Raw genomic sequence first — 24,882 nt, 5'->3', positions numbered from 1 at the left:
ATGGCCCTCAAAGCCGCCTACGAGGTGTTGCTGGCCCAAGGGTTGTTGGTGATTCAGCGTGCGTGTCTAACCGGAGACTATGTGTTCTGGCCCCGACTCGCCGATCATTTTGGCGCCTGTGATCTCGAGTGGGTCGAGGCTTCGGGCCCGGGAACCATCTACGTGCCCACCGTCGCGCGCCGGCGGAGGATGACAGAAAAGGTGGTGCCGGTCACGCAGGAGGAAGGCCCGCGGATGAAGTCATGCGCGCCGGGCGTCGAAAGCGCGCGGATCGGCGCCACTGCGCTGGCGCGGCTTGAGGGGCCTGGGGCGGCGCGCTGCCCACCAACATCAATGGCGGGGCATTTCTTGGCCCCAGCGACCGCATTCCTCGGATGGCAAGACACTCTTTGAAGGCTAAATGATGGACTTTTCTGCAATCTCCAACCTGCTTGCCCCGCGCTCTGTTGCCGTGATCGGAGCCTCGTCGGATCCCGCGCGGATCGGCGGGCGGCCGATTGCGACCATGCTCGCCGCCGGGTTCCAGGGCCGGATCCTGCCGGTCAACCCGACGCGCGACACCATCCAGGGCCTGCCCTGCTATCCTTCGGTCTCGGCGCTGCCCGAAACCCCGGATGCCGCGCTGATCGCGGTTGCAGCCAGAGATGTCGCGGGCGTCGTCGAGGATCTGGGGCGGCGCGGCTGCAAGACTGCCACCCTGTTCTCGTCGGGTTTCGCCGAGGCCGGCGAGGCCGGTCGGCAGGAGCAGGAGCGGATCCTCACAATCGCCCGCGGCTATGGGATGCGGATTCTCGGGCCGAATACCCTGGGCGCTTTCAACGCGAACCACCGCTATTTCGGCACCTTTTCGTCGTCGCTCGAAAATGGCCTGCCCCTGCCTGGCAATATCGGCATCGCCAGCCAATCAGGGGCCTTCGGCGCCCATCTTGCAGTGATCGCGCGCGACCGTGGTCTGGGCGCATCGGTGCTGATCGCGACCGGCAACGAGGCCGACATCACCGTGGGCGAGGCCATAGGATGGATGGCGCAGTGCGACGAGATCGACGTGATCTGCGCCTATCTCGAAGGCATTAACGCGCCGCGCTCGCTGTTGGAGGGCCTTGACGCCGCGCGTGTCGCACGCAAGCCGGTGATCGTATTCAAAGCCGGGCGCAGCGCCATCGGCGCGCATGCTGCGGCGTCGCACACCGCCTCGCTCACCGGCGATGCGCTGGTCGCCGACACGGTCCTACGGGCACATGGCGCAATCCTGGTGCGCGACAGCGAACAGTTGATGGACGTAGCCTATGTCGCCCATCAGCGTATCCAGCCCCGGTCGGCGACGCTCGGTTTCGTCACCGTATCCGGCGGTGCGGGCATTGTCGCGTCGGACGAGGCCGAGGCTATCGGGTTCGCTATGCCGCCGATGCCTGCCGCCGCGCAGACCGAGTTGAAGGCGCTGATGCCGATCTCGACCCCGACAAACCCGTTGGACTGCACGGCACAGGCGCTGAACCAGCCCGACTTGTTCGAACGGTTCACGCGCGCTGCACTTGAGAAGGGTGCCTATGGTGCGGTCATCTGTTTCATGACCTATGTCGCGGGCAGCCCAAGCCTCGCGCCTACCATCCTGAAATCAATGGCGCCGCTGCGAAGGGATTTTCCCGACCGGCTGATCGTGATCTGTGCCGTCGGCTCGAACGAGGTCATGCACGACTACGAGAAGGCCGGATTCCTGGTCTTCACGGACCCGAGCCGTGCGGTTAGGGCCCTTCATGCCGTGTCCGGACTTGACGCCGCGTTCGCCTTACCGCCGCCGGTGCCGCCCTTGCCCCTGCAGACTCCGGCGCTACCCGACCGGACGCCGGACGAAGCGGAGGCCAAGCGTCTTCTCATTGGTGCGGGGATCGTGACCGCGTCCGAGAGCACGGCCACGACGGCGGAAGAAGCGATCCGTGCCGCCGGTCAGATCGGTTATCCAGTGGTGATGAAGGTGCTGTCGCCCGACATCTTGCACAAATCCGATATCGGCGGCGTCAAGCTGGACATTCGCGACCCCGATGGCGTCCAGAGCGCCTTTGCCGCCATCATGGCCTCCGTGGCGGAAGAAGCGCCCGATGCCCGCGTCACCGGCGTTCTTGTCGCCCGGCAGATGACCGGAGGCGTAGAATGCTTTATGGGCATCAGCCGTGATCCGACCTTCGGGCCGGTCGCGGTCTTCGGGCTGGGGGGCATCTTCGTCGAGATCCTGAAAGATGTCGCGGTGCGCCAGTGCCCTTTCGACGAGGCGGCGGCGCGCGAGATGATCCTGTCGATCCGGGCCGCGGCCATCCTGAAAGGCGCGCGGAGCCGGCCGCCCGCCGATGTCGTCGCCCTCGCGGCGATGCTGTCGCGGCTGTCACGGTTCGCCATAGCCGCCGGGCCTGGTCTACGGTCCGTTGATCTCAATCCGGTGCTGGCGATGCCGCAGGGTCAGGGTGCCTTCGCACTTGACGCGGTTTTGGAAATCGCCGGCGCGGCAACTGCGGGAGGCCACTGATGGTCGGTGCCCTCCCTGATCTCTTGGCGACAAGCGGTGCCCCCCTGCGCAGCTTGCTGTTTTGCGCGGGCAATCACGAAAGGCGTATCCACAAGGCTCTGGCGGCGGGCGCCGATGCCGTGATCCTTGATCTCGAGGATTCCGTGCATCCCGACGCCAAGTCCGAAGCCCGGGCGCTGGTCGCGCAGGTCTTGGCCGCAGACCGCGCGGTGCCGGTGGTTGTCCGGGTGAACGCCGATGACACCGGCTGGCATCTGCCCGACCTTGCGGCGATCCTGCCAGCGCCCCCCGATGCGATCATGCTGCCAAAGTGCGACGGACCCCGAGCCCTTCGCCGACTGTCAGACCGGCTTGACGCGCTGGAAGTGGTCTTCGGACTGCCGCATCAGGGCACGGCGGTCCTGCCGCTGATCACCGAGACGGCGGGCGCGCTGGCCGACATGGCCTATGCCGGGGTGACGCCGCGGCTTGCCGCGCTGTGCTTTGCCGCCGAGGATCTGGCTGCCGATCTGGGGGTCGATGCCCGCCGTGGGGACGGGATGAACCCGCTGCTTGTGTACGCGCGTCACCGGGTGGTAATCGCGGCCTCAGCCGCCGGGGTCATGGCCATCGACACGCCCTTTCCCGATCCGGGACGGCCCGATCACCTTGTTGCCGAGGCAGGGCAGGCTGCGGCCCTGGGGTTCGCAGGAAAGCTCTGTATTCATCCCGACCAGATCGCGCCGGTTCACGCGGCCTTCCGGCCCGACCCCGAAAGGCTCGCCTGGGCGCGGACCACGATCGGTGCGCTTGACGCGTCGACCACCGGCGTCGCGGTGGTGGATGGGAGCATGGTGGACCGGGCCCATCTGAAACTGGCGCACCGATATCTCGGCATGGCCGCAGCGGACCCGAAAGCATAATGACCGAAATCGACATTGACCATCTCAGGCAGTGGATCGGGCGGACGGAAACCGCGACCGATGGGCTATCGCTTCTCCAGGCCATGCAGCTTGCCGCGACGCTTGATCGCGGGCATCACCCCGCAGAGGGCCAGCCGCTGCCGCCGCTCTGGCACTGGCTCTACTTCGCGCCTCACGCTCCGCATTCCGAACTTGGCGACGATGGCCATGCGCGGCGTGGCGGCTTCCTGCCCCCGGTGCCGCTGCCGCGCCGGATGTGGGCGGGCGGACGGCTGACCTTTCATCACGCCCTGCGCATCGGGGAAACCGTGACGCGCAAATCCGAGATCCTTTCGGTATCCGAAAAATTTGGAGCGCAGGGCGCGTTGGTCTTCGTGACGATCCGCCATACCCTCTCGAACGTCGGGGGACCGGCGGTCGAGGAGGAGCAGGATATCGTCTATCGTGAAGCGGGGGTGACGCCGCGCTCTGCCGCTGCGCCCGCCCCCTTGCGGGACGCGGACTGGCGCGAGGCCTTCACGACCGATCCGACGCACTTGTTCCGCTGGTCGGCGGTCACCTTCAACGCTCATCGCATCCACTATGATCTGCCCTACGCGACGAAGGTCGAGGGCTATCCGGGCCTCGTGGTGCAAGGGCCGCTGACGGCGACGCTTCTGCTCGAAGCCTACCGGAAGCAGACGGGCCGGACGGTGCGGAGCTTCAGCTTCCGCGGGCAGGCACCGCTGTTCTGCGGCGACACGGTCGTGCTCTGCGGTCGGCTCGGCGGCGAGGGATTCGACCTGTGGGCCGAGGGGCCGGGCGGCTATCTCGCCATGGCGGCAAAGGCAACGGGCGAGGTGTGCCGTGCCGATTGACATCGACCGGCTGATGCAGTTTTCGCCGCCTTCAGCCCGGCAGGTGCTGAACCCGCGTGACATCGCCTTTTACGCCCTATCGATCGGCATGGGCCACGATCCCTGCGATGCGCGCCAGTTGCCCTTTGTTGATCCGCTTCGCGGACCGGTAGTCATGCCAGCAATGGTGCTGGTCATGGCACACCCCGGCTTCTATCTCGCCGATCCAGAATCCGGCGTGGACCCGAAGGCGGTGCTGCATGTGGAACAGGAATTTGCCCTGATCGCCCCGCTTCCCGCCGCGGGGGAGGTCGTCAGCCGGACCCGCATCACCGGTGTCGTGGACAAGGGCGCGGGCGGGCCTGCGCTGATCCTGTCCGATACCGAACTCAGGGACGCGGCTGGAAACCCCTTCGCGCGGCTGAACCGCACCACCTTCGTACGCGGCGGCGGCGGCTTTGGCGGCACGGTCGGGGTCGCGATCTCCGACCCGGTCTGGCCGATACCGGAAGGACAGCCGGATCATGTGGTTGATCTTGCAACTAGTCCCGAACAGGCGCTGTTCTACCGCCTGAACGGTGATCTGAACCCCTTGCACAGCGACCCCGACCTGGCGCGACAGGTGGGGTTCGAACGGCCCATCCTGCATGGGCTCTGCACGATGGGTGTTCTCTGCCATGCGTTGCTGCGCGCGCTCGGCGACTATTCGGCCGAGAGCATGCGGGGCGTGAGCCTGCGGTTCTCGAAACCGGCCTATCCCGGGGAAACCATCCGCACCGAAATATGGAGCGACGGCAGCTTCCGTGCCCGGGTGGTCGAGCGCGATGTCGTGGTGGTCGACCGCGGCTTCGCCCGGCTCGACTGCTCCCCACAGCAACGAATCCGGAGCCCAGCATGATACCCGACGACGTTCTCTCCTCGATAGAAATGATCCGCGACAGCGCGCGCGGCATCGCCCGTCAGGATCTTGGCCGAATCCGCAAGTTGCGCTTCACCTTGCCCGGCTTCGACCGGTCGGTCTGGGCGGAGATGTGTTCTCTAGGCTGGCTCGCACTGCGCCTTCCCGAAGAACGGGGCGGCGCAGGCCTTAGCCTTCTGGCATATGCTGCGCTTGCCGAGGAGGCCGGGCGCGCGCTCCTGCCCGAGCCGCTGATTCCGGCGATCCTTGCCTCCGGTCTGTTCGACGGCGTCAGGCATGAGCAGCATATCGCGGGCGAGAGGCTAGTGCTGCCGGCTTGGATGGATGGGCGTGATGCCCTGGAGCCCGCGCGTTCGCTGGATATCCGCGACGGACGGCTCTTCGCGCATAGGATCCACGTTCCGCTGGCCGCTGGCGCAGATGACTTTCTTGTCGTCGGCGCGTCGAGGGGCGCGCTGGTCGCCGCGGATGCGCCGGGCGTCGAGGTGACGGTGCACCAGACCCAGGACGGCGGGCATGTCGCCGACGTCCGGTTTGATGGTGCCCCTTGCCAGGCGCTGGCGGTCGATCCGCGACCGGCCCTGGCCGAGGCGACGCTGGCAACCGCCGCTTACCTTCTGGGCCTGATGGATGGCGCGCTGGAGATCACGCTGGCCTACCTCAGGCAGCGGGTGCAATTCGGCAAAACCCTCGACCAGTTCCAGGTGTTGCAGCACATGGCCGTGGACGCGCGGCTGGAGATTCAGCTCAGCCGGGCCAGCATCGGCCAGGCCGCACTGCAATGGGACACCCAAGGCGCCAGCTCCGCCGCCCATGCCGCGATCTCGCGCGCCAAAGCGCGGGCCTCGGCTGCGGCGCGGAAGGTGACGCGCGACTGCATCCAGCTTCACGGCGGCATCGGCTTCACCGACGAACACGACATCGGCCTGTTTCTGCGCAAGGCGATGGTCGAGGCGCCACGTTTCGGCGGCCCGGCCCAGCATCGCGCGCGTTTCGGGCAACTGAAGCCGATCGAGCAGGAGTGCTGAACCGTGACCTATGAAGCCTACCAGCGGGCCGACTACAATGCCCTGAGCGACGACGCGTTCCGCAGCCTCATCCGCCGCTTTCTGACCGAAAACCACCCGCCCGAGCTGCGCCACCCCCCCAAGCGGCTGCGGTGGATTGAGGTCAAGCCGTGGTACATGATCCTGTCGGCGGCAGGCTGGCTGGCGCCGAACTGGCCCAGGCAGCATGGCGGTATGGGGCTGGATCCGGCCAAGCAATTGGTCATTGTCGATGAATACGAAAGGTTCGGCGCCGCCCGCACTCCCGACCACGGGATAATGTTGCTGGGGCCGTTGCTCATCACCTACGGCTCGGAGGCGCAGAAGGCGCATTTCCTGCCGAAGATTCTTTCGGGCGAGCATATCTGGTGCCAGGGCTATTCCGAACCGAACGCCGGATCAGACCTTGCGAGCCTGCGCACCGAGGCCGTGCTCGACGGCGGCGAATGGGTGGTGAACGGCCAGAAAACCTGGACGACCCTTGCCACCGATGCCAGCTGGATCTTCTGCTTGGTGCGCACCGACAAGACCCGCAAGAAGCAGGAGGGCATCAGCTTCCTGCTGATCCCGCTAAACACGCCCGGCGTGACTGTCCGGCCGATCATCAATCTCGAGCTAGACACGGAATTCTCGGAAGTCTTCTTCGACGATGTCCGGGTGCCACAGGACAACATCGTCGGCGAAGTCAACCAGGGCTGGACGATGGCGAAGAACCTGCTCGGCTTCGAGCGGATATTCCTTGGCAGCCCGAGGCTAGCGGCTGCCGCGCTGGTGAAGCTGCGCCGACTGGGCGTCCACTACGGGCTTACTGGGGACGAAGGCTTTGTCGCGGCCTACACCCAGTTCCGGATGGAACTGGAGGATCACGAGGCGCTGTTCTCCAGTGTGGCCGACACGCTGAAGCGCGGCGGACGCCTGGGGCCGGAGGTCAGCTTCCTCAAGCTGAACCTCTCGGACCTCTACCAGCGCATAACGCAATATGGGCTGGAGCTAGTGGCCGAGGATGGCGCGCTGCTCAAGTCGCCGAACGGATCGAGCGATCTTGCCGTCCAGACCCAGTTCCTGAACTCCCGCGCGGTCTCGATCTATGGCGGCACCACACAAGTCCAGAAGAACATTCTCGCCAAGGCCGTGCTGGACCTCGGCTGAAAGGAAGGTCGGAAACCATGACTGAGATACTGAACGGCAAGGTCGCGCTTGTCACCGGGGCGGGCGGCGGCATCGGCCGTGCCATCGCGATAGCGATGGCGCGCGCGGGCGCGGCGGTGATGATCAACGATGTCGGCGTCTCGCTGTCGGGCGAAGGCGGATCGGCCACGCCGGCCGAGGCGGTCAAGGCGGAGATCGAGGCTTTCAGCGGGCGGGCAGTTATCAACACCGGGTCCGTCTCGGACTGGGAGGCCGCGCAGGGCATGGTCAGGCAAGCGAAGGACAGTTTCGGCCGGCTCGACATCGTGGTGAACAACGCCGGCATCCTGCGCGATGCGATGTTCCACAAGATGACGCCAGAACAATGGCTGGCCGTCATCAACGTGCATCTGAACGGATCGTTCTTCGTCAGCCGTGCCGCGGCCGAACTGTTCCGCGAGCAGGAGGCGGGTTCGTTCGTCCACATGGTCTCGACCTCGGGGCTGATCGGCAATCTGGGGCAGGCGAACTACTCGGCCGCCAAGCTGGGCGTGGCGGCCCTGTCGAAGTCGATCGCGATGGATATGAAGCGCTACAACGTCCGTTCCAACTGTATCGCTCCCTTCGCCTGGGGGCGCATGACCTCGAACATCCCGGCCGAGACACCCGACCAGATCGCCAGGGTCGAGAACCTGAAGAAAATGACACCGGAAAAGAACGCGCCGCTGGCGGTGTTCCTCGGGTCGGATGACGCAAGCCATGTGACGGGCCAGATCTTCGCGACCCGCCGCAACGAGATATTCCTAATGGGACAGAGCCGCCCGCTCCGTTCGGTTCATACTGCTGACGACTGGACACCGGAGACGATCCGGGATCACGCGATTCCGGCAATGAGCCCGTCGTTCTATCCGCTGGACCGCAGTCAGGACGTCTTCAGCTGGGATCCCTGCTGAAGAATCAGCAAGGCCGAGGCGATCATCCGGTCTCGGCGTCGTCACCGCATACGGCATCACCGCGGCTTCGTGCCCGTGATGCGAGAGGATATTGGAGAAAGCCATGCGCCGCGCCGCAATTGTCTGCCCCGTCCGCACACCCGTCGGCAAGTTCGGTGGGGCCTTGCGCTCCGTTCCGGTGGAAGTGCTGGGCAGCACCGTCACGCGGGCCATCGTGGATCGGACCGGCATTGATCCCGCGCTGATCGAGGACATGGTCTTTGCCCAATCCTACGCCAATTCCGAAACCCCCTGCGTCGGCCGCTGGATCGCGCTGGAGGCGGGTCTGCCGATCGAGATTCCCGGCCTTCAGACCGACCGCAGGTGTGGCGGCGGGCTTCAGGCCTTGGCGACCGCGGCGATGATGGTGCAGACGGGCGCCTGCGATGTCGTGCTGGCCGGCGGGGTCGAGTCGATGTCCAACATCGAATACTACACCACCGACATGCGGTGGGGTCGGCGCGCCGGCACCACCCACCTTTATGACCGGCTGGACCGCGGGCGCGAGCGTTCGCAGCCCGAGCATCGCTTCGGCTACATCTCGGGCATGGTCGAGACCGCCGAGAATCTGGCCCTCGACTATGGCATCACCCGCGAGGAATCCGATGCCTATGCCGCCGAAAGCCATCGCCGGGCTGCGGCGGCCTGGGCCGGCGGATGCTTCGCCGACGAGGTTGTGCCCGTCACTGTCCCGCAGCGCAACGCCGAGGCCTTGGTCTTCGACCGCGACGAGGGGATACGCGAAACGACGCCGGAGTCGCTCGCAAAGCTCAAGGTCCTGCAAAAGGGCGGGATCGTCACAGCCGGCAACGCGGCGCAGCAGAACGATGCCGCCGCCGCCTGCCTCGTGGTGTCCGAAGACAGACTCGCTGCGCTTGGCCTGACCCCCGTGGCCTTCCTTGCCGGATGGTCCGCCGTGGGGTGCGACCCCTCGCGCATGGGCATCGGCCCGGTTCCCGCGACGGCCAAGGTCCTGCGCAAGACCGGGCTGAAAATGTCAGACATGGGGCTTGTCGAGATCAACGAAGCCTTTGCTGCCCAGGTGCTGGCCTGCCTGAAGGGCATGGACTGGGACGAGCGCGACAGGCTGAACGTTAACGGCTCGGGCATCGCGCTTGGCCATCCGATTGGAGCGACCGGCGTGCGAATCATGGCGACGCTGGTCCACGAAATGCAGCGTCGGCGCATCCGCTACGGGCTTGAAACCATGTGCGTCGGAGGCGGGCAGGGCATGGCCGCAATATTCGAACGCGCCTGAGCAAAAGGCGGTAACCTTTGATGCTCAAAACGCAGGATCTTGACCTGAGCCGTGTGATCCGACCGGGCGACCGCCTGATGTGGGGCCAGTCGGTTGCCGAACCGCGAAGCCTGATCGCCAAGGTCATCGAGCAGCGCGCCCGTTTCGGGGGCATCCGCGTCTTTCTTGGCATCGGCTCGGGGGGACAGCTTGGCCCCGAACACGCCGACAGCATCGGATTGCTGTCCTATTGCGGATCAGGCACGAACCGCCGGCTGGCCAAGGCTGGGGTCCTTGATATCCTGCCGGCGCATTACTCGCAGCTTCCGAAGCTGATAAGGGGCGGCGGGCTGCGGACCGACGTGCTTATGTTGCAGGTCTCGCCCCCGGACGTGCACGGTCGCTACAGCTTGGGTCAGGCCCGTGAATATCTAGTCGCGGCGGTTTCCACAGCGCGGGTCATCATCGGAGAGGTCCATCCCGATGTGCCTTGGACCTTTGGCGGGCCCTATCTGACCGCCGGAGACTTCGCGCTGCTGGTCGAATCCGAAAGCGACCTGCCCGACCTGCCGGCCGCGGAAATCGGACCGATCGAACAGGCGATCGGCCGCAATGTCGCCTCTCTGGTCACAGACGGGGCGACATTGCAGACCGGTATTGGTGCAATCCCTGATGCGGTCCTCGGGCAGTTGGCCGGGCATCGCGAGTTGGGCCTGCACTCCGGCTCTATCGGCAACGGCGCGCTGCGACTGATCGAGGCCGGCGTCATTACCAACACCCGCAAGTCCGTTGATCGCGGCATCTCGATCGGCGGCATCATTATAGGCGGGGCCGCGCTGCGCCGGTTTGCCCATTGCAACCCGGTCCTGCAACTGCATGGGACGGACTATACGCATGGCCGCGACGGCCTTCGTCGGATCGAGGGGCTGGTCGCGATCAACTCCGCGCTCGAGGTGGACCTGACCGGGCAAGTCAACTCAGAGACTGCTGGCACCTACGTCGGGGGCGTTGGCGGCATTAACGATTTCCTGCGAGCAGCGGGCGCTTCCCCTCGGGGGCTTCCCATTGTTGCCCTTCCCTCGATGGCAGGGACCCTTGGCCGGATCGTTCCGCGGCTGAACGGACCGGTCACCGTGGCGCGCAGCGATCCCTGCATCATCGTAACCGAGTACGGCATCGCGGATCTGCGGGGTGCAAGCCTTGCCGAACGCGCCGCAAGGATGATCGCTATTGCCCACCCGGACCAGCGCGAGACACTTGCGCGCGCGGTGCGTGAAAAGGATCTGGTGTCATGACGCGCCAGGCAAGCGCCGGATCGGAAAATCGCAGTCCCCTGCATTGGGCAAAGTTCGGTCCCGCGCAGGGATGGGAGACCGGCGAAGGGTGTCAGCCATCACGTCGCGCGCTTCCGCACGAAAACACAGATCGTCCGCGCGTCTGAGATGCTCGCTGCGAAAAGGTCTCAAAACGGCAAGGAAAACCACAGAAATGTCGCCAAAGACCACCGACCGCCATCAGGATATCCGCGATGGCATCCGCGCCCTTTGCGCGCAATTCCCCAGCGAGTATCACCGCAAGGTCGATCAGGCCAAGGCCTATCCCGAAGACTTCGTGAATGCGCTGATCCGCGCAGGCTGGCTTGCCGCGCTTATTCCGGTGGACCATGGCGGCTCGGGCCTTGGCCTTGCCGAAGCGTCGGTCATCATGGAGGAAATCAACCGCTCGGGCGGCAACTCGGGTGCGTGCCACGGGCAGATGTATGTCATCAACACACTGATCAAGCACGGCTCGGCGGCACAGAAGGAAAGGTATCTGCTGCCCATCGCTGCGGGCCAGCTGCGCCTGCAGTCGATGGCCGTCACCGAACCCACGACCGGCACCGACACGACGAAGATCAAGACCACGGCTACAAAGCGCGGCGACCGGTACATCGTTAATGGTCAGAAGGTCTGGATCAGCCGGGTGCAACATTCCGACCTGATGATCCTGCTGGCCCGCACGACGCCGGTCGAGCAGTGTCAGACACCGTCACAGGGGATGTCGATCTTCATGGTTGACATCAAGGAGGCGCAGAAGAACGGGCTGACGGTCAAGCCGATTGCCAACATGGTGAACCACGAAACCAACGAGCTGTTCTTCGACAACCTTGAAATTCCCGCCGAGAACCTCGTCGGCACCGAGGGGCAGGGCTTCAAGCACCTGCTCTCGGGGCTGAATGCCGAACGGGTGCTGATTGCGGCTGAGTGTATAGGTGACGCCTACTGGTTCATTGATCGCGCCACCACTTATGCGAAAGAGCGGGTCGTCTTCGGTCGCCCCATCGGCCAGAATCAGGGTGTGCAGTTCCCGATCGCCGAATGCTACATCGAGACCGAGGCTGCCAACCTGATGCGGTTCCGCGCCTGCGACCTGTATGACGCGAACGAGCCCTGCGGCGCCGAGGCCAACATGTCGAAGTATCTTGCGGCGAAGGCAAGCTGGGAAGCCGCGAATGCCTGCATCCAGTTCCATGGCGGCTTCGGCTTTGCCGAGGAATACGATGTCGAGCGCAAGTTCCGCGAAACCCGCCTCTACCAGGTGGCGCCGATCTCGACGAACATGATCCTGAGCTATATCGGCCAGCATGTCCTTGGGATGCCGCGATCCTTTTGAGCCGGCCAAGACGTGAAGGACCGCAAGCGTGAGGAAATTTAAGGGCAAGATGCCTTTCGGGCGCAAATCGTGGCTGTTTTGTGGATCGGATCGCGGTGGCCAGCGGGCGGCGGTCGCCTATTCGCTGATCCAGACCTGTCGCCTCAACGACGTCGATCCGCAGGCATGGCTCGCTGATGTCCTCGCCCGCATCGCCGACCATCCCGTCAGCCGCCTCGACGAACTGCTCCCATGGAATTGGAAGGCCGCCCAGCTCGCGCTCGCCGCCTGTCTGAGCTAGGCCGCGGTACTCGGGTATGCTTACGGCTTGCCCGGTAGGTTGGCACTTGATACCCCATATTTGGGATTCAGCAGGAAGTCACACATCCTTCGCCATCAGGCTGATGAGCATCCGGGAAAAGGTTCCGGCGAAGGCTTAGCAGCGCCAATGCGGCGTCTCGGCGAAGTGTGGGAGGATCCGCCACAGCGACGGTGTCTAACTCCCGATCTATCATTCTCAGGAGGGCCTCCGAGGGCTTGAGCGATCGACCACGGGCGAGATGGTCGAAATAATTCTTCACGGAAGAAAGAATGCCTCTGGTCTCCGCTGCCCCCCCGGCTCCAGCCTCGCGTGCAATCCGGCGAGCTGCGCGAGCGAAAGGCCGGCCATCATGTCGCGCAGCACATCCCGCGTGGTGCCGGTACCGTCCGATTCGTCGCGGGCCAGGCGGGGCGTGGTCAGCGCGATCCGGTGCAGCATCCGGCTGCGCCAAGCGGCGGCGCTGCCCGCACCGAAACGGCCCCGCGCGATGTCGTGCTGCCCGGCCTTCAGCGTGCGGGCGACCGCGCCGCTGGTCCAGAGCGACTGGGTGAGGTTCATCGCGACCAGCGCCAGATAGATGCCGGTCAGCGTCGACAGGCCACCGTTCAGATAATCGGCGAAGGCGGGCTCGAACCGTTCTGAAATGATATTGGGACTCAAGGTGCCGATGATGAAATTGAACGACAGAGGGGCGTAGCGCGGCACCGTCTGCAGCGCGCCGCACAGGATCAGCACCGGCGCCAGCGCGAGGACGAACAGCGGAAGTCCGTCGATCGCCGGCAGCACGATCAGCACATAGGCCGCGCCGAGCAGCAGCCGCAGCGCGACCCCGATGAACTTGTTCCGCAACAAAAGGCTGGGATCGCTGTTGTTCGCGTAAATGGAGAAATAGACCCCCGCCAGCATCACGCCGTTGACGCCGCCTTCCCAGCCTGAAGCGATCCACAGCAGGCAGATGAGGTACAGTGTCGCCGTCGTGGCGATCGCCGCCCCTGCCGCCCCGGCGACGTCGCGCTCGACGCTGCGCTGCGCGCCAGCGACAAGAACGCGGATTCGCCTGCGTTCGCTGTCCCTCTGCCGATCGCCGCGCATCGCCTTGCGCAAGAGCAGTGCGTTGCCGTTGACCTGGATCAGATCAGCAAGCCGCGCTAGCAGGCTCAGTTCCAGCCGCTCGCGCCAGCCCATGCCGGGAACGACCGCGGGTTCGGCTTCGCGGCAGCGCCGCCGGAGCGCGTCTGCGGCGCTTGCTAGGCCCGGCGTATGTGGGGCGCCATCGGCAATCTGACGGAGCCATTGCTCGATGTCGGACACCAGCGGCACGACGCCGTGCGATGCGCCGCCCAGCCGCGCGAGTTCGCTCAGCCGGTCATCCACTCCGGCAGACAATGGCAATGTCCGCTCCACCTGCGCCAGCAGCGCGCGCACCACATCCTTGCGCAACGGCATGCCGGCGCCCTCAAAACCGGAGTGGACGAGAAGTTCGTGAATCTCGTTGACGTCGGAAGCGAGCCGGCACCGGTCGCGATCTAGCTGACGATCGCCAGGGATGACCAGCGCATCGGCCGACCATCGCGCCGCCGTCTGCATCGTGGCATCCAGTTTGGACAGCATCAGTTCGCGCGCCGAGCCAGGGAGCACCGTCGCATGGATCATACTGCTGCAAAGGATACCGAGCGTTATTTCCTCGAACCGGGCGACGGCAGTGTCGAAGATCGCTCCTGGATTCTGAACGCTGGCAAAGACGATGATGCACGTGCTGTATCCCGCCAGCGCGAACATATAGGAGCGCGACGATCGCTCGATTCCGGATGCGAATACGCACAGCCCGAGCCACAGCGCGATCGCCAACGACAGGATTTCAGGCGCATCGACCAGCGGCGGTACCAGCGCGACCGAGACGATCGCGCCGGTCATCGTGCCGACAATACGATAAACCGATTTGGAAAGAACCGCACCAACGCGCGGCTGGGCCACAACATAGACAGTGACAAGCGCCCAATAGGGGTTGGGCAGGCCGATATGAAAGGCAATCCACAGCGCCAGCACGGCAGCCGCGAAGCTCTTGATCGAGAAAATCAGCGCCGGGAGGCCGAGCGGCAGCTTCATGCGAGCCGCGCCGTCATGGCTGGGAATCCGGCTCCCAGCCACCACCCAGCGCGAGGAATATGGCGACACGATCCGATGCCAGTTTCGCGTCGGACGCCGCCAACGCACTTTCGGCCGTGGCCAGCGTCCGTTCGACGTCGAGCGCCTCCAGCCCAGAGACCGTGCCGCCGCGCGAAAGACGGCGCTGGATGCCCGCCGCCTTCCGGCTCTGGTCACGCGCCACGCGCAGTTGCGCATTTTCCTCGAGGTCGCGCACATACACCGTGAGCGCGCTCTCCGCCTCACGCAGCGCGGTCAGCACGGTGCCGTCGAACCCGGCCAGCGCCGCCTTGGCCTCCGCGTTGGCCTGCGCGATGCGGGCGCGGGCAACGCCGCGATTGGGAAAGGTCCAACTGATCAGCGGACCGACGTTGAAGCGCAGCGCCGAACTGCTGAGCAGCCCGCTGACGCGCCGTGAGGTCGTTCCCGCCGATGCCCCGATCGAGATGCTAGGGTAGAGATCGGCCGTTTCGACCCCGATCGTCGCAGTGGCCGCAGCAAGCTGGCGTTCCGCCTGCCGGATGTCGGGCCGCCGCCGGATCAGCGCGGCACCGTCGCCGATCGGCAACGGCCGGTCGATGTGCGGCATCGCCGTGCAGGTTGCCAGTTCGGCCGGATAGTCGGTCGGCGCCTTTCCGGTGAGCACCGCGAGCTGATAGAGCGCGACACGGCGGTTGGCCTCAAGGGGAGGCAGCGTCGCCGCTAGCTGCGCGGCCAGCGTACGCGACCGTACCGCGTCGAGTGGCGCGAACACCCCGCCGCGCACGCCGCGCTCGGTAAGGGCGAGGCTGCGTCTTTGCAGGTTCAGCGATTGCTGTGCCACGTCGATCTGAGCGCCCGCCGCACAGGCATTGGTATAGGCACCTACGACGCCCGCGGCGACGGTGGTGCGGGCGAGATCGAGCGCGGCGGCCTGCGCCTCGGCGCCGGCGTTCGCGGCTTCGATCGCACGGCGGATGCGCCCCACCACATCGACCTGGTAGGAGATGCCGACCCCCGCGTCGATCTGGGCATGGATGCCAGCGGAAGGAGCGACGCCCAATGACGTGGTCTGGCCGACGCTGGGGCCGCCCTCGACCGTAGCCTGAGCGCCCGCCGCGGCACGGACCTCGCGCACCACCGCGTGGGCGCGTTCCAGATTGGCGGCGGCCGCGCGCAAATCGGTGTTGGCCGCCAGCGCCTGTTCGACGAGCGCATCGAGCCTCGGATCGTTATAGAGCCGCCACCAGTGCGACGGCATCGGGACATCCGCCAATGCCGGGGATGACGAAGCCTCGAACGCGCTGTTCGGCCGGTCGGCGATCCCCGCCAGCGGCTCGGGCGGGACATAGGTGGGGCCCGCGATCGTGCAGCCCGCGAGGATCGCTGCGAGGGCGACGGTGAAACAGCCGCGCCGGGGAACCCGGCGGATCATGGCTTGCGCCTCGGATCGAGCGCCTTGTCGGCGCCATCCAGCGTAACGGTGACGGTCCGTCCGGAAATCAGTGTCAGGCCTGCCGGAACGCTGTCGATTGCGATACGGACGGGGATGCGCTGGGCGAGGCGGACCCAGCTAAAGGTCGGGTTGACGTTGGCGAGCAACGTACCGGAAGCGGTCGTGCGCTCACGATCGTCGATCCCGGCGGCCAGCCCCTGGACATGACCCTTGAGCGGCCGCTCCTCCCCCATCACCCAGACCGTCACGCGCGATCCGTCGCGGATGTGCGACAGCTTGGTCTCCTCGAAATAGCCAGCGATGTAATAGCTGTCCGAATCGACGATGGCCATGACGGGCTGGCTAGCGGTGGCGTAGACGCCGGGGCGCAGCGAAAAGTTGGTGATCGTGCCGTTGACCGGCGCCTTCACGTCGGCGCGTTCGAGATTAATGCGCGCGAGATCGCGGTCGGCGAGTGCCTGGGCATAAGCGGCCTTCGCTTCTTCCGCTGCGGAACGGCGTATATCGATATCCTGCCCCGACACCACGCCGGCAAGGCTGCGATAGCGCCGATCCTCACGCTCTGCGGCGGTCATGTTCGCCTTCGCCGTGCCCACCGCCGCATCCGCCCGCGCCAATGCGTTCGCCAGCCGTTCGCGATCCACCTGGAACAGTACTTGATCTTTGCGTACCACCTCGTTGTCGTGCACGAAGATCGCGGTCACCCGGCCCGAGACATCGGCCGCCAGCGGCACCACGTCGGCGCGGATCTTGCCGTCACGCGTCTGCGGCGCATAGGTGTAGTAATTGTAGAGGTGCCACAGGACAAGGACGCCAAGGCAGGCGACCGCGACCGTCAGCAGAACCTTCAGTGCCTGTAATATGCGTTGTCGAGTCAGGTGCATGGCAATTTCAACTTGCGGTTAGCAGTTCGAGAAGCCCGAAGGACAATCCCAGCAGGATCAGGAACAAGGAAAGATCAAACAACGGCCGGTTCCACACCATACGATAGAAACCTACACGCAGGAGCGCCTGCGAAAGTAGCGGCCGGGCGAAAAAGGCCACTACCAGACACAGGAGCAGCGGCGACATGAAGATGCCGGCAACGTCGAACTCGCCGATCATGCCGCCGGCTCCCACGCGGGCGCCCGTTCGAACAACGCCAGACGCAGACCGACCAGACTGTTCATGAGTCCGCGTTGCGCCTGATCCCCGCCTTCGCGCCAGGCGGTCGTCAGCGTCTCGTCGATGTCGTCGAGGAGCCGCGGCGCGGGCTCCTCCTTGCCGATCTCCTCGCGCACTGAGGCGAGCAGCCGCTCGGCCGAGTCGCGCAGTTCTCCCTGCATCGCGGACCTCGCCCGGCGCAGATCGGCGATGTTGGCACCCGCACGCAGCCGGGTGAGCAGCCGGCCGCTCTGGTCTGTCTCCCCCGCTGCGGCCAAGCGGGCGGTCATCTGTCCGATGCGGTCGAGCGCTCGGTCGAGAAAGGCGTCGCGGTCGCGGCGGCTCGCATGGAGGGTAAGCTCGACCATATCTTCGCGCTCATCGGCGGCGAAGCGGGCGAGCGCGTGCGAACTGCCCATCTGCCGCACCAGCACAAGGCTGGCGAAGGCGATGAAGATGCCGACCAGACTGGCGACGTTAGCGTCCAGATAGGCCGCAAAACCGGGCGGACTATAGTTGCTTTGCAGGTTGATCGTGCTGAGCGTCATGGCGAGCAAAAGAAGTGCCAACGGATTGGTCGCGGCCCAGGCGGCGAGCGGAAGCATGAACAGCCCCATCACCAATACGAAGCTCGGGAAGTCGTGCGCCAGCGGCAGCATCCAGTAGCTCAGGACTATGCCCAGCAGGATCGCGATCGTGGAAAACTTCGCAAATTGGGCGATTGCGCGGTCGGCCTGGTCGGCCCCCCCGAAAAAGGCGAGCGCCACCGTGCCGATTAGCACCGCGCCTGGGCTTTGCGTCCAGCCGGTCAGCAGCCAGAGCCCGCACAACGCCGTATAGGTGAGCAGGACGCCGGCGCTGACGCGCAGCGCGATGTGATAGTCTGGCCGTAGCGGGAACGGCGCGTCCTGGCCGATGCTCCGCTCGAGCTCGGCCCCGAGCGACGCGCCGCTCTCCAGCGCGGCATCAAGCTGGCGAAGCTCGCCCCACAGACGGAGCGCCTCCGCCGCCAACTCGGCGCCGTTCTGTCGCACCAGCCGTCGCCACGGCGTGGCGGGGTCGGGATCGGGGAGAGCGGTCGCCGGCTCCGCGCCCGCGTCCTCCGCCGTACCGCCTGTCCGGACGCGCTCCCACGCCCCGACGAGTTGCCGGAGATGCTCGCGCCGCTTGGCCTCATCGACGCCGGCGAGCCGCGCGCCGATGGCGGAGATGAGCGGCACCAGCCGCAGCATCCGCCGCTGGATCGCGAACACGATCTGCCGATGGCGCGGGCTGACCATCGGGTCGTAACGCAGCTGCCCTGCGAGCGTCGACAGGCTCATCATGTCGGCGATCACCTTGAGCCGGTCGTGGGCACCGATCGCGCCATCGGCGCGGCCAGCAAGAGCATCATCCATCCACCGTTCCATGTCGGGCAACCACGTGCGCAGCCGTCCCCGCAAGATCGGCCCCAGCGAACGTGGCAGGACGATCGTGTCGATCGTCGTTGCGCAGACGATGCCGAGGCTGATCTCGCAAAGGCGCGCGAGCGCGGTGTCGAACATCTTTTCCGGGTGATCGATGCCGGCGACCAGCACGATCATCAGCGTCAATCCAAAGAGCTGGAAGCCGTAAGCGCGCGGCGTGCGGTCTAGATACGCGAAGGTGAACGCGATCGTGCCGACCAGCCCGGCCCCGATCACCATAAGCACCGGCGCGCTGCCAAACAGCCCCGCGAGCATCAGCGACACGACGCCGGCGCACAGCGTGCCCATGAAGCGATAAACCACTTTCGACCGGATGCCGGCGGTGAGCGGATTGGCAAGCACGCAGCAAGTAACGACCGGCCAGTAGTTCTGTGGCAGGCCGATCCGCACCGAAATCGCGAACGCGATCATCGCCGACATGAACAGCTTGAGCGCGAACAGCCATCGCCCCGCCTCGAACATCAGCGGACCCGGTCGTCTCGCAGCCAGCGAGCGGCCCGCTCTTCTAGCAATCGCAGCATCCGGGTCGCGGCATCGATCTCCGCGCGTGGGACGTCGCCCAGAAGCTGCCGCCGAAGCTCCGCCAGCGTGCGCTCCATCCGCTCCGCGAGGCGGCGGCCCTCCGGCAGCAGCTCGATGGCCTTGCTACGCCGGTCACCTTCCACGTCGTTGCGCACCAGCACCCCCGCCGCCTCGCCCTGATCGAGCAGTCGCACCAGCGCGGCCGGGTTGATGCCGAGCTCCAGCGCCAGGATCTTCTGTTGCACGTGCGGCCCGAGGCGCGAGGCGAGCAGCACGACCGTCGCCAGCGATGTCGACAGCCCCATGCCCGCGAGCACGCGTCCCGCCGCCTGGGTCCACGCCCGCCGCACCGGCTGAAGCGAGTTGGTGAAGGCATAGAGCGATGCATCGGAGCGCACGAGATTTTCCTTACGTCGCGAATGACCGGCTGCTCGCGCAGCTCCACCTGCACCAGGCTAGATCAAAAAGCAATAGTTTCCTTTTGAATAATAATGTTCCTGGCGCACTCTCTGCGAGTCCCAAGACAGAATGACAGAATCGAGGTCATGGAGCCTTAGAGCGAAAATATCGCTGAGGGACGGATGATCCTCGGGACGAGGCTCGAGCGACAGCGGTAGAAGCATTCATTCTGGGGTCGTTTGCGGGAGGGGGCGAAATCCTACGCTGATGATTCCGGCAAGCGATATTCACCCTGTCGCCCGTTGCGCCGGCGTGCCGTTACGATAATCTCGGCGCCGCTTGCGTCGGTCGATTGGTCGTCGACGGGTTTGGCGTCCGATCCAGCCTTGGAGTCCGACGCCTTGGCCTCCTCCGCATATGCGGGCTGAAGCGTCAAACCACCCATCAGGCTAACGCCCGCAATCAGCGCGCCTAAATTCACTTTGAACATATCGCCTCCCTTAATCCCAGTATTTTGGTATGGACTAAGGGGGAGAGTAAATTAGGCTTGCCACAGGCGAGGAAAAACATTCCCACGACCCATCGATATTTCCAACGTCCGCTGCGGACGAGTTACGCAGCGAGTTTTACGAGCGCCTCCCGAACACGTAGCCAGTCAGCCTGGAACGCTCGATGCATGTCGGCAGGCGACTCCTCGAATATTGGGTGAACAGCCGCGTACCCCGACAGGTGATGAGTCAGGACAGGCGTGACGATATGCAGATGCGGTGCCAGGTCGGACCGACTATCCGAAGGCATATGCTGGACGATCAGGCTGCTGAGCTTCTTCGGCTGGAGACACAGGGCAGTATACATATAGGCCGCATGCATCATGCCGTGGCGGGGCATCGATGGCGAGAACCGCAGGGTCTGGACGATGGCGAGCAGGTTCTGGCCGGACATGACCTGAGCGTCGTAGCTTTCGAACAGCTCGCGTGCCGAACGGACATCGGCGACGCCATCGGCAAGCAGAAGCCGATAGTCCGCTGCGGTGATCGCCCAGTTGGGCCCGGCGTCGGTAATTTCCTGGGCGGTCGGCTTGCGCGGCTGCAACTTGGCGCGGGCAAGATCGGCGGTGCAGTGTTTGCCTCCCTTGCCGTTGCCCGCCCACAAGAGGGCGAACCCGAATTCGTCATCCGGCCCAATTCGCGCCGGATCGTCATAGACCATGTCCATGGCTTGCGCGGGGCTGATCCATTTCATCAGCTCAGCCCTGCAGCGCTTCGTTGACGAGCGCGCGCGCGGCCGCGAGGCCACGATAGCGATCGAGCATCGAAGTAAACGGCGCAGCCCGCAGCGCCAGCCGGCCATCGCCGAGACGGAACGCCGGCTCCTCATCGACCGGTGCGCGGTGATCCGGGACCAGCCACAGTTGGCCGTCCAGCGACAGCCAGGGAAGGTGCGGACCATACCAGTGCGCGGCGATCCGCGACCACATGCAGATGCGCACGGATGCCTGCAGCTCGTCGCGCGCGGTCTTGCCGAGCGAGACCACGAGCGCGTCACTGCGCGCCGCCCGTACGGCTTCGGTGACCGTCGAACGAAGCAGTCGCGGATCCTCGATCGTCGGCACGAGCAGCAGTTCGGGGCACGGTACGTAGAGGTAGTTCCAGAAGTCGGTCGGCAAGGCAGTGGTGGCCGTCTTGTGAATCGTCCAGCCTGTCTTTTTCATGAGCGCGAGGCTCGCACCGATTACCTGCGCTTCCGCGACGCGGCGCGCGTGATTGTCATTGGTCACTTGGGGTCTTCTCTTTAAGCGCGCTGCCGCCGGCTGCAGGCGTCAGGCGCGCGGGGATTTTCACCTTTTCGGCACAGCCGCAGGCGTGTTCCCAATCTCATTCCGGCTAAGCCGATTTGGCCGTCAGGCGGTGGGTGGCAACGCGCGCTATTCGCCGATGCCGGGACTCGGTCTTCCGCGTACCGGCGTTTCTGCATCGCAGCCTTGCTCGACCGCGTGCCACGTGCCAGGAGCCTTCCCGGTCGACGGTAATCCTTCGGCGAGACGGACAAGGAGCCAGTATCCGGCATCGCTGTTCGCGAGGGCTCGGACACCGGTGAGCCCGTCATCCGATGTTGTGGCGGCCTGGAGCGTGCCGCCGCCGATTCGCAGCGCCAGGCGACCGGCAACGATGTCGTTCATCGGCTCCTGCAGGCGATCGTCGAACGCTCGCCGCTCTACGTCGGCAAGGCGCGCATAGAGCGACCCTTCTCGGAAGCCTTTCACAAGGCCACTCACCCTCTGTAGCAGGGTCGGCTCGGGTCTCCGAGGGGCCGGGTGGGCGACTGCCGGAGGCAGCGGTATACTTTGATCCGCGCCGTCCAACGGGGTGCTCGCTCGCGGCGCGGGACGGTGGGCAGTGCGCTCGCGTACGACCTCGCGGAGTTGTTCGATCGATGACCTGCTGCCCTTCTCGACTACCGCCTGCGACATGGGTTTGGGCGCTCGCGTCGTGCGCGCTCGTTCGGGCTCGGCAGGGGCATCCGGCAGCGGCGACCGAGGCGGGGCGGCTGCGGCCGGAGCTCGCTCCGGCGCTCTGACCGGGTCGATGACATTAGGCTTCGGCGCATCGGCATCCCGCTGGCTGGGTCTGTCGCCGACACTGTCGAACTCGGCAATGCCTATTTCTATTGAACGACTTCGCGGATCCGGCGAGGCGACGTCTGGGACGTCAGGCGAGCGGGTTGTCGGCGTCTCGTTGACAGCGGGCGCGGGGCTCACTTCGCCACCTTCTGGCGACGTATCTTCGAACGCCGACCTCGATGCGGCCGCACCCGGGTTCTTCGTGGGCGCCGAGACCGCCGTCGTGGTGGCAGATGCACTCGCAAGGTCCGCGGTCGAGGCACCGACAGGAAGCGCGGCGACGGGCCGTTCACGCGCCCCGGCATGCCCCTGCATGGCCTCGAACTTGCGCCGAGCCTCTGGCAGCAGGCGCCGGAAAGTGGGGTGCTGCTGATACAGCCGATAGTGTCGTCGCGGCGTTCGTGGGGCGGTTGCTTCGTTCAACGTCAACGGCGCCTCGCCGTGCGCGGCGATATAGGCGATCACGCGACCGACCTCGACCTCCTGTATCTCGCCGGCCTTGCTCAGCACGCCATCGAAAAGTCGACGATATGGTTGTCGCGCCACGATCGCGCGATCGGCCGCGCGCAAGCCGACGGGTTCGAACCAATCGCCCTTTCGGACAATGTAGATGAAACGGTCTACAGGCTCGTCGGCGTCAGGCGTCCGCTGGTCGAGAAGCTGTTTGCGGAGCGCGTCGTAGTGCTCCTGCGGCCCCAGTCGAACAGGATACCGCTTGGGCGACAACACAGTCTCAGCCGCCCATTTTTCAGCGTCGCGTTCAGCGGACGCAACCTGGTCCCGAAGCTTGATCCGGGCGCCAATCTGTTGTTCGATCGCGCGCAATTCCACGCGCCCATCGGCGACCTCGTCGCGCGCGGCTTCGACCCATTGTGCGTGCGGCTCAAGCGCCTCGTCGATCGCGTCGAGATGCGCTAGCGCGATCTCATTGCGGGCACGCCAGGCAGCGATCGCGCGCGCTTCGTCGGGGCTGGCCCTGCCCGCCTCGATCGCGTCCAGCATGTCCCCGGACTTGCCGGCCAGTCGCTCGGCGGCGGACCGCGCCATGGCCGCATGGAGATCATGTGTGGAGAGCGTCGCCTGCATCGCAACAAAGCGTTCGGCGAGTCCGATGTACCGGGCCTTCAGCGTGGCCAGAGCGGGGTCTTCGTTGTCAGGATCCGTGGCATCGATCCGGGCAACGAGGCTCGCGTGTCGCGCCCGCTCGGCGCCGATCTGATCGGCTGCCTGACGCTGTCGGCCGGCCCAACCCTTCACCGCGTTGCGGTGGTCGATCTCGACGGGCCGGCCGGCCGCGACCAATGCTGCGGCCGCGCCGCCGAGATGTTCGGACGGCACCTGGTCGATCCGCATCTCCCGATACGACCGTGGGTCGTAGCGGCGGCGAACATTACGCTCGGCGAGCTTCTCGTTGATAATGTCGGCGAAGTGCTGCCGCAGGGCGTTCACATCCGCCGCCGAGCGCTGTTCGAAGCGCAGTTTCGGCAGCGCTTCGCGATCGACCTTGCCGAGACGCAGCGCGATCTCCCCGGGCTGAATTTTCCCCTTCGAAAAATCCCAGCTGTCATCGCCGTGGCGGCAACAGGCACCGGGGTAAATCAAGACGTGTGGATGCCGATTTTTCACATCATTGCGATGCGTGGGGTCATGAACGGCGATGGTATATCTCAGGCCAAGCCTGCCGAGCATCGACCCGAATTCCCCGGCGATGGCGCGGTTGTCGTCATCGTCTAGCTCGGCCGGAAATTCGGACTCGATCTGCCATTGCAGCACGCCGCCGCGCGGGCGCACGAGATGAACCAGCCGCTCGTCGCGCCGTGATCCGAAACGATCGCCATCGAGCGTCTGCGCCCAGGCGAAGGCAGCGTCGTCGAGATCGATCCGATGCACCTTGCGCGGTGCGATACCACCCGCATGGCTCAGCCCGTCCGCGAGCTCGTGAAGCGCTCGCGAGATAGTTTCGGGTGTGTCGTGTTCATCGGCAAGCGTGCGCAGCTCGGCCACGCCGCAACGCTGCGGACGGATTTCGAGCCGGGGGTGTGAAGGCGTCGATGCGGCTTGGTTGACGGCAACCCAGAAGGCTTCACGCTCGGCGGCGATACTCGAGATGTTGCTGATCACGAAGGCAGTTCTCGATTCCGCGCCTTCGTGACTGGGCTCGTCGGTTACGTAGCGCTCGACGCCCATTGCGCGATCGAACTGATCCGCCTGGAGGTCGGTCACATAACGTTCGAAATTCAGCGCCGGGTTGGAGCGGATGCCGGCGCTCCTCCCAGGCGCGGGCCGGACCTTGCTGACCGAGGACAGGGCGAAGTGAAAACTGGTCGCGCCATCGGCATTGGTCGGACGTCCACGCGGTGGCGCGGGATAGCTGAGATCGATGGCGCTGCGGCGCGGCGACCATGCTGCCGAGCGCTTGCGCTCATCCTTCTTCTCGGCTCGAACCTTTCCCGCTTTGGCTGATCCACCCAATTCCTCCAACGCCATGCGCGCGATCATCGCGCGCATGGCCTCGGTGGCAAAATAAAGGCGGTCGACCAGCTGCACGGCATCAGGATGACTCGACTTCGCCAAACCGGCCATACCCCCTTGGCAAATAAACTTTGGCCTTCCGGAGCGAA

21 protein-coding genes and 1 pseudogene are annotated in these 24,882 nt (G+C 65.4%); 12 read left to right on the top strand and 10 right to left on the bottom strand.

The window, feature by feature from the left end; all coding sequences use genetic code 11:
* The 12 genes and pseudogenes from F9288_RS06065 to F9288_RS06010 form a co-directional block, all read left to right on the top strand.
* Nucleotides 1-393 carry a nucleic acid-binding protein gene (locus F9288_RS06065; protein WP_174835804.1) on the top strand — a complete coding sequence of 131 codons (393 nt, stop codon included), beginning with the start codon at nucleotides 1-3 and terminating at the stop codon, nucleotides 391-393.
* A gap of 7 nt (nucleotides 394-400) precedes the next feature.
* A complete protein-coding gene (locus F9288_RS06060) occupies nucleotides 401-2,518 on the top strand; it encodes an acetate--CoA ligase family protein (RefSeq protein ID WP_174835803.1) in 2,118 nt (705 codons plus the stop codon).
* A complete protein-coding gene (locus F9288_RS06055; protein WP_174835802.1) occupies nucleotides 2,518-3,420 on the top strand; it encodes a CoA ester lyase in 903 nt (300 codons plus the stop codon). The genes F9288_RS06060 and F9288_RS06055 overlap by 1 nt, the downstream gene beginning before the upstream one ends.
* Nucleotides 3,420-4,277, top strand: a complete 858-nt coding sequence (locus F9288_RS06050) for a MaoC family dehydratase N-terminal domain-containing protein (protein ID WP_174835801.1) — start codon at nucleotides 3,420-3,422, stop codon at nucleotides 4,275-4,277. Before F9288_RS06055 ends, F9288_RS06050 begins: the two co-directional genes overlap by 1 nt.
* On the top strand, nucleotides 4,267-5,154 hold the full coding sequence (locus tag F9288_RS06045) for a MaoC family dehydratase (RefSeq protein ID WP_217482589.1): 888 nt from the start codon (nucleotides 4,267-4,269) through the stop codon (nucleotides 5,152-5,154). Before F9288_RS06050 ends, F9288_RS06045 begins: the two co-directional genes overlap by 11 nt.
* On the top strand, nucleotides 5,151-6,203 hold the full coding sequence (locus F9288_RS06040; RefSeq protein WP_174835800.1) for an acyl-CoA dehydrogenase family protein: 1,053 nt from the start codon (nucleotides 5,151-5,153) through the stop codon (nucleotides 6,201-6,203). The genes F9288_RS06045 and F9288_RS06040 overlap by 4 nt, the downstream gene beginning before the upstream one ends.
* Nucleotides 6,204-6,206: 3 nt before the next feature.
* Complete coding sequence (locus F9288_RS06035; protein WP_174835799.1) at nucleotides 6,207-7,370, top strand: acyl-CoA dehydrogenase family protein; 1,164 nt, start codon at nucleotides 6,207-6,209, stop codon at nucleotides 7,368-7,370.
* Nucleotides 7,371-7,387: 17 nt separating this feature from the next.
* Nucleotides 7,388-8,302, top strand: coding sequence for an SDR family NAD(P)-dependent oxidoreductase (locus tag F9288_RS06030; RefSeq protein WP_174835798.1), 915 nt, complete (start codon nucleotides 7,388-7,390; stop codon nucleotides 8,300-8,302).
* Nucleotides 8,303-8,405: 103 nt separating this feature from the next.
* Nucleotides 8,406-9,599, top strand: a complete 1,194-nt coding sequence (locus tag F9288_RS06025; RefSeq protein ID WP_174838899.1) for an acetyl-CoA C-acetyltransferase — start codon at nucleotides 8,406-8,408, stop codon at nucleotides 9,597-9,599.
* Nucleotides 9,600-9,619: 20 nt separating this feature from the next.
* Entirely contained in the window at nucleotides 9,620-10,873 is a 1,254-nt protein-coding gene (locus F9288_RS06020) for an acetyl-CoA hydrolase/transferase family protein (protein ID WP_174838898.1), read from the top strand.
* 193 nt (nucleotides 10,874-11,066) lie between these two features.
* A complete protein-coding gene (locus F9288_RS06015; protein ID WP_174835797.1) occupies nucleotides 11,067-12,230 on the top strand; it encodes an acyl-CoA dehydrogenase family protein in 1,164 nt (387 codons plus the stop codon).
* 49 nt (nucleotides 12,231-12,279) lie between these two features.
* Nucleotides 12,280-12,510 (top strand): annotated as a pseudogene (locus tag F9288_RS06010) (transposase domain-containing protein); the annotation flags it as partial.
* Nucleotides 12,511-12,786: 276 nt separating this feature from the next.
* Here F9288_RS06010 and F9288_RS06005 read toward each other — a convergent pair.
* The 10 genes from F9288_RS06005 to F9288_RS05960 all read right to left on the bottom strand — a co-directional run bounded on the left by F9288_RS06005 (nucleotide 12,787) and on the right by F9288_RS05960 (nucleotide 24,844).
* The gene (locus F9288_RS06005) at nucleotides 12,787-14,637 is read right to left on the bottom strand and encodes an FUSC family protein (RefSeq protein WP_174835796.1); all 1,851 of its coding nucleotides are present in this window, start codon (nucleotides 14,635-14,637) and stop codon (nucleotides 12,787-12,789) included.
* A 13-nt stretch (nucleotides 14,638-14,650) separates the two neighbouring features.
* Nucleotides 14,651-16,090, bottom strand: coding sequence for an efflux transporter outer membrane subunit (locus F9288_RS06000; protein WP_174835795.1), 1,440 nt, complete (start codon nucleotides 16,088-16,090; stop codon nucleotides 14,651-14,653).
* Nucleotides 16,087-16,995: an HlyD family secretion protein gene (locus F9288_RS05995; RefSeq protein WP_174835794.1), complete on the bottom strand. Its 909-nt coding sequence runs from the start codon at nucleotides 16,993-16,995 to the stop codon at nucleotides 16,087-16,089. The genes F9288_RS06000 and F9288_RS05995 overlap by 4 nt, the downstream gene beginning before the upstream one ends.
* A gap of 7 nt (nucleotides 16,996-17,002) precedes the next feature.
* Entirely contained in the window at nucleotides 17,003-17,215 is a 213-nt protein-coding gene (locus tag F9288_RS05990; RefSeq protein WP_174835793.1) for a DUF1656 domain-containing protein, read from the bottom strand.
* The gene (locus tag F9288_RS05985) at nucleotides 17,212-19,182 is read right to left on the bottom strand and encodes an FUSC family protein (RefSeq protein ID WP_217482587.1); all 1,971 of its coding nucleotides are present in this window, start codon (nucleotides 19,180-19,182) and stop codon (nucleotides 17,212-17,214) included. Before F9288_RS05985 ends, F9288_RS05990 begins: the two co-directional genes overlap by 4 nt.
* Nucleotides 19,182-19,640, bottom strand: a complete 459-nt coding sequence (locus F9288_RS05980; RefSeq protein ID WP_217482586.1) for a MarR family winged helix-turn-helix transcriptional regulator — start codon at nucleotides 19,638-19,640, stop codon at nucleotides 19,182-19,184. Before F9288_RS05980 ends, F9288_RS05985 begins: the two co-directional genes overlap by 1 nt.
* Before the next feature lie 260 nt (nucleotides 19,641-19,900).
* Nucleotides 19,901-20,131 (bottom strand): hypothetical protein, encoded by a 231-nt coding sequence (locus F9288_RS05975; protein ID WP_174835791.1) that lies wholly within the window; start codon nucleotides 20,129-20,131, stop codon nucleotides 19,901-19,903.
* Between the two features lie 122 nt (nucleotides 20,132-20,253).
* Nucleotides 20,254-20,883 (bottom strand): hypothetical protein, encoded by a 630-nt coding sequence (locus F9288_RS05970; protein WP_174835790.1) that lies wholly within the window; start codon nucleotides 20,881-20,883, stop codon nucleotides 20,254-20,256.
* Between the two features lie 4 nt (nucleotides 20,884-20,887).
* A complete protein-coding gene (locus F9288_RS05965) occupies nucleotides 20,888-21,418 on the bottom strand; it encodes a hypothetical protein (RefSeq protein WP_174835789.1) in 531 nt (176 codons plus the stop codon).
* Between the two features lie 147 nt (nucleotides 21,419-21,565).
* Complete coding sequence (locus F9288_RS05960) at nucleotides 21,566-24,844, bottom strand: MobA/MobL family protein (RefSeq protein WP_174835788.1); 3,279 nt, start codon at nucleotides 24,842-24,844, stop codon at nucleotides 21,566-21,568.
* Between the last annotated feature and the right edge of the window lie 38 nt (nucleotides 24,845-24,882).

This window comes from Sphingomonas sp. CL5.1 (assembly GCF_013344685.1).
Taxonomy (GTDB): Bacteria; Pseudomonadota; Alphaproteobacteria; order Sphingomonadales; family Sphingomonadaceae; genus Sphingomonas.
This window is presented reverse-complemented; position numbering and strand designations above follow the sequence as displayed.

Excerpts from the sequence above, each read along its gene's own strand:
- F9288_RS06015 (WP_174835797.1), top strand. The coding sequence starts at position 11,067 with ATGTCGCCAAAGACCACCGACCGCCATCAGGATATCCGCGATGGCATC.
- F9288_RS06030 (WP_174835798.1), top strand. The coding sequence starts at position 7,388 with ATGACTGAGATACTGAACGGCAAGGTCGCGCTTGTCACCGGGGCGGGC.
- F9288_RS06055 (WP_174835802.1), top strand. The coding sequence starts at position 2,518 with ATGGTCGGTGCCCTCCCTGATCTCTTGGCGACAAGCGGTGCCCCCCTG.
- F9288_RS05985 (WP_217482587.1), bottom strand. The coding sequence starts at position 19,182 with ATGTTCGAGGCGGGGCGATGGCTGTTCGCGCTCAAGCTGTTCATGTCG.
- F9288_RS05975 (WP_174835791.1), bottom strand. The coding sequence starts at position 20,131 with ATGTTCAAAGTGAATTTAGGCGCGCTGATTGCGGGCGTTAGCCTGATG.
- F9288_RS06000 (WP_174835795.1), bottom strand. The coding sequence starts at position 16,090 with ATGATCCGCCGGGTTCCCCGGCGCGGCTGTTTCACCGTCGCCCTCGCA.
- F9288_RS05995 (WP_174835794.1), bottom strand. The coding sequence starts at position 16,995 with ATGCACCTGACTCGACAACGCATATTACAGGCACTGAAGGTTCTGCTG.
- F9288_RS06005 (WP_174835796.1), bottom strand. The coding sequence starts at position 14,637 with ATGAAGCTGCCGCTCGGCCTCCCGGCGCTGATTTTCTCGATCAAGAGC.
- F9288_RS05970 (WP_174835790.1), bottom strand. The coding sequence starts at position 20,883 with ATGAAATGGATCAGCCCCGCGCAAGCCATGGACATGGTCTATGACGAT.
- F9288_RS05960 (WP_174835788.1), bottom strand. The coding sequence starts at position 24,844 with ATGGCCGGTTTGGCGAAGTCGAGTCATCCTGATGCCGTGCAGCTGGTC.
- F9288_RS06065 (WP_174835804.1), top strand. The coding sequence starts at position 1 with ATGGCCCTCAAAGCCGCCTACGAGGTGTTGCTGGCCCAAGGGTTGTTG.
- F9288_RS06020 (WP_174838898.1), top strand. The coding sequence starts at position 9,620 with ATGCTCAAAACGCAGGATCTTGACCTGAGCCGTGTGATCCGACCGGGC.
- F9288_RS06050 (WP_174835801.1), top strand. The coding sequence starts at position 3,420 with ATGACCGAAATCGACATTGACCATCTCAGGCAGTGGATCGGGCGGACG.
- F9288_RS06060 (WP_174835803.1), top strand. The coding sequence starts at position 401 with ATGATGGACTTTTCTGCAATCTCCAACCTGCTTGCCCCGCGCTCTGTT.
- F9288_RS06025 (WP_174838899.1), top strand. The coding sequence starts at position 8,406 with ATGCGCCGCGCCGCAATTGTCTGCCCCGTCCGCACACCCGTCGGCAAG.
- F9288_RS05990 (WP_174835793.1), bottom strand. The coding sequence starts at position 17,215 with ATGATCGGCGAGTTCGACGTTGCCGGCATCTTCATGTCGCCGCTGCTC.
- F9288_RS06040 (WP_174835800.1), top strand. The coding sequence starts at position 5,151 with ATGATACCCGACGACGTTCTCTCCTCGATAGAAATGATCCGCGACAGC.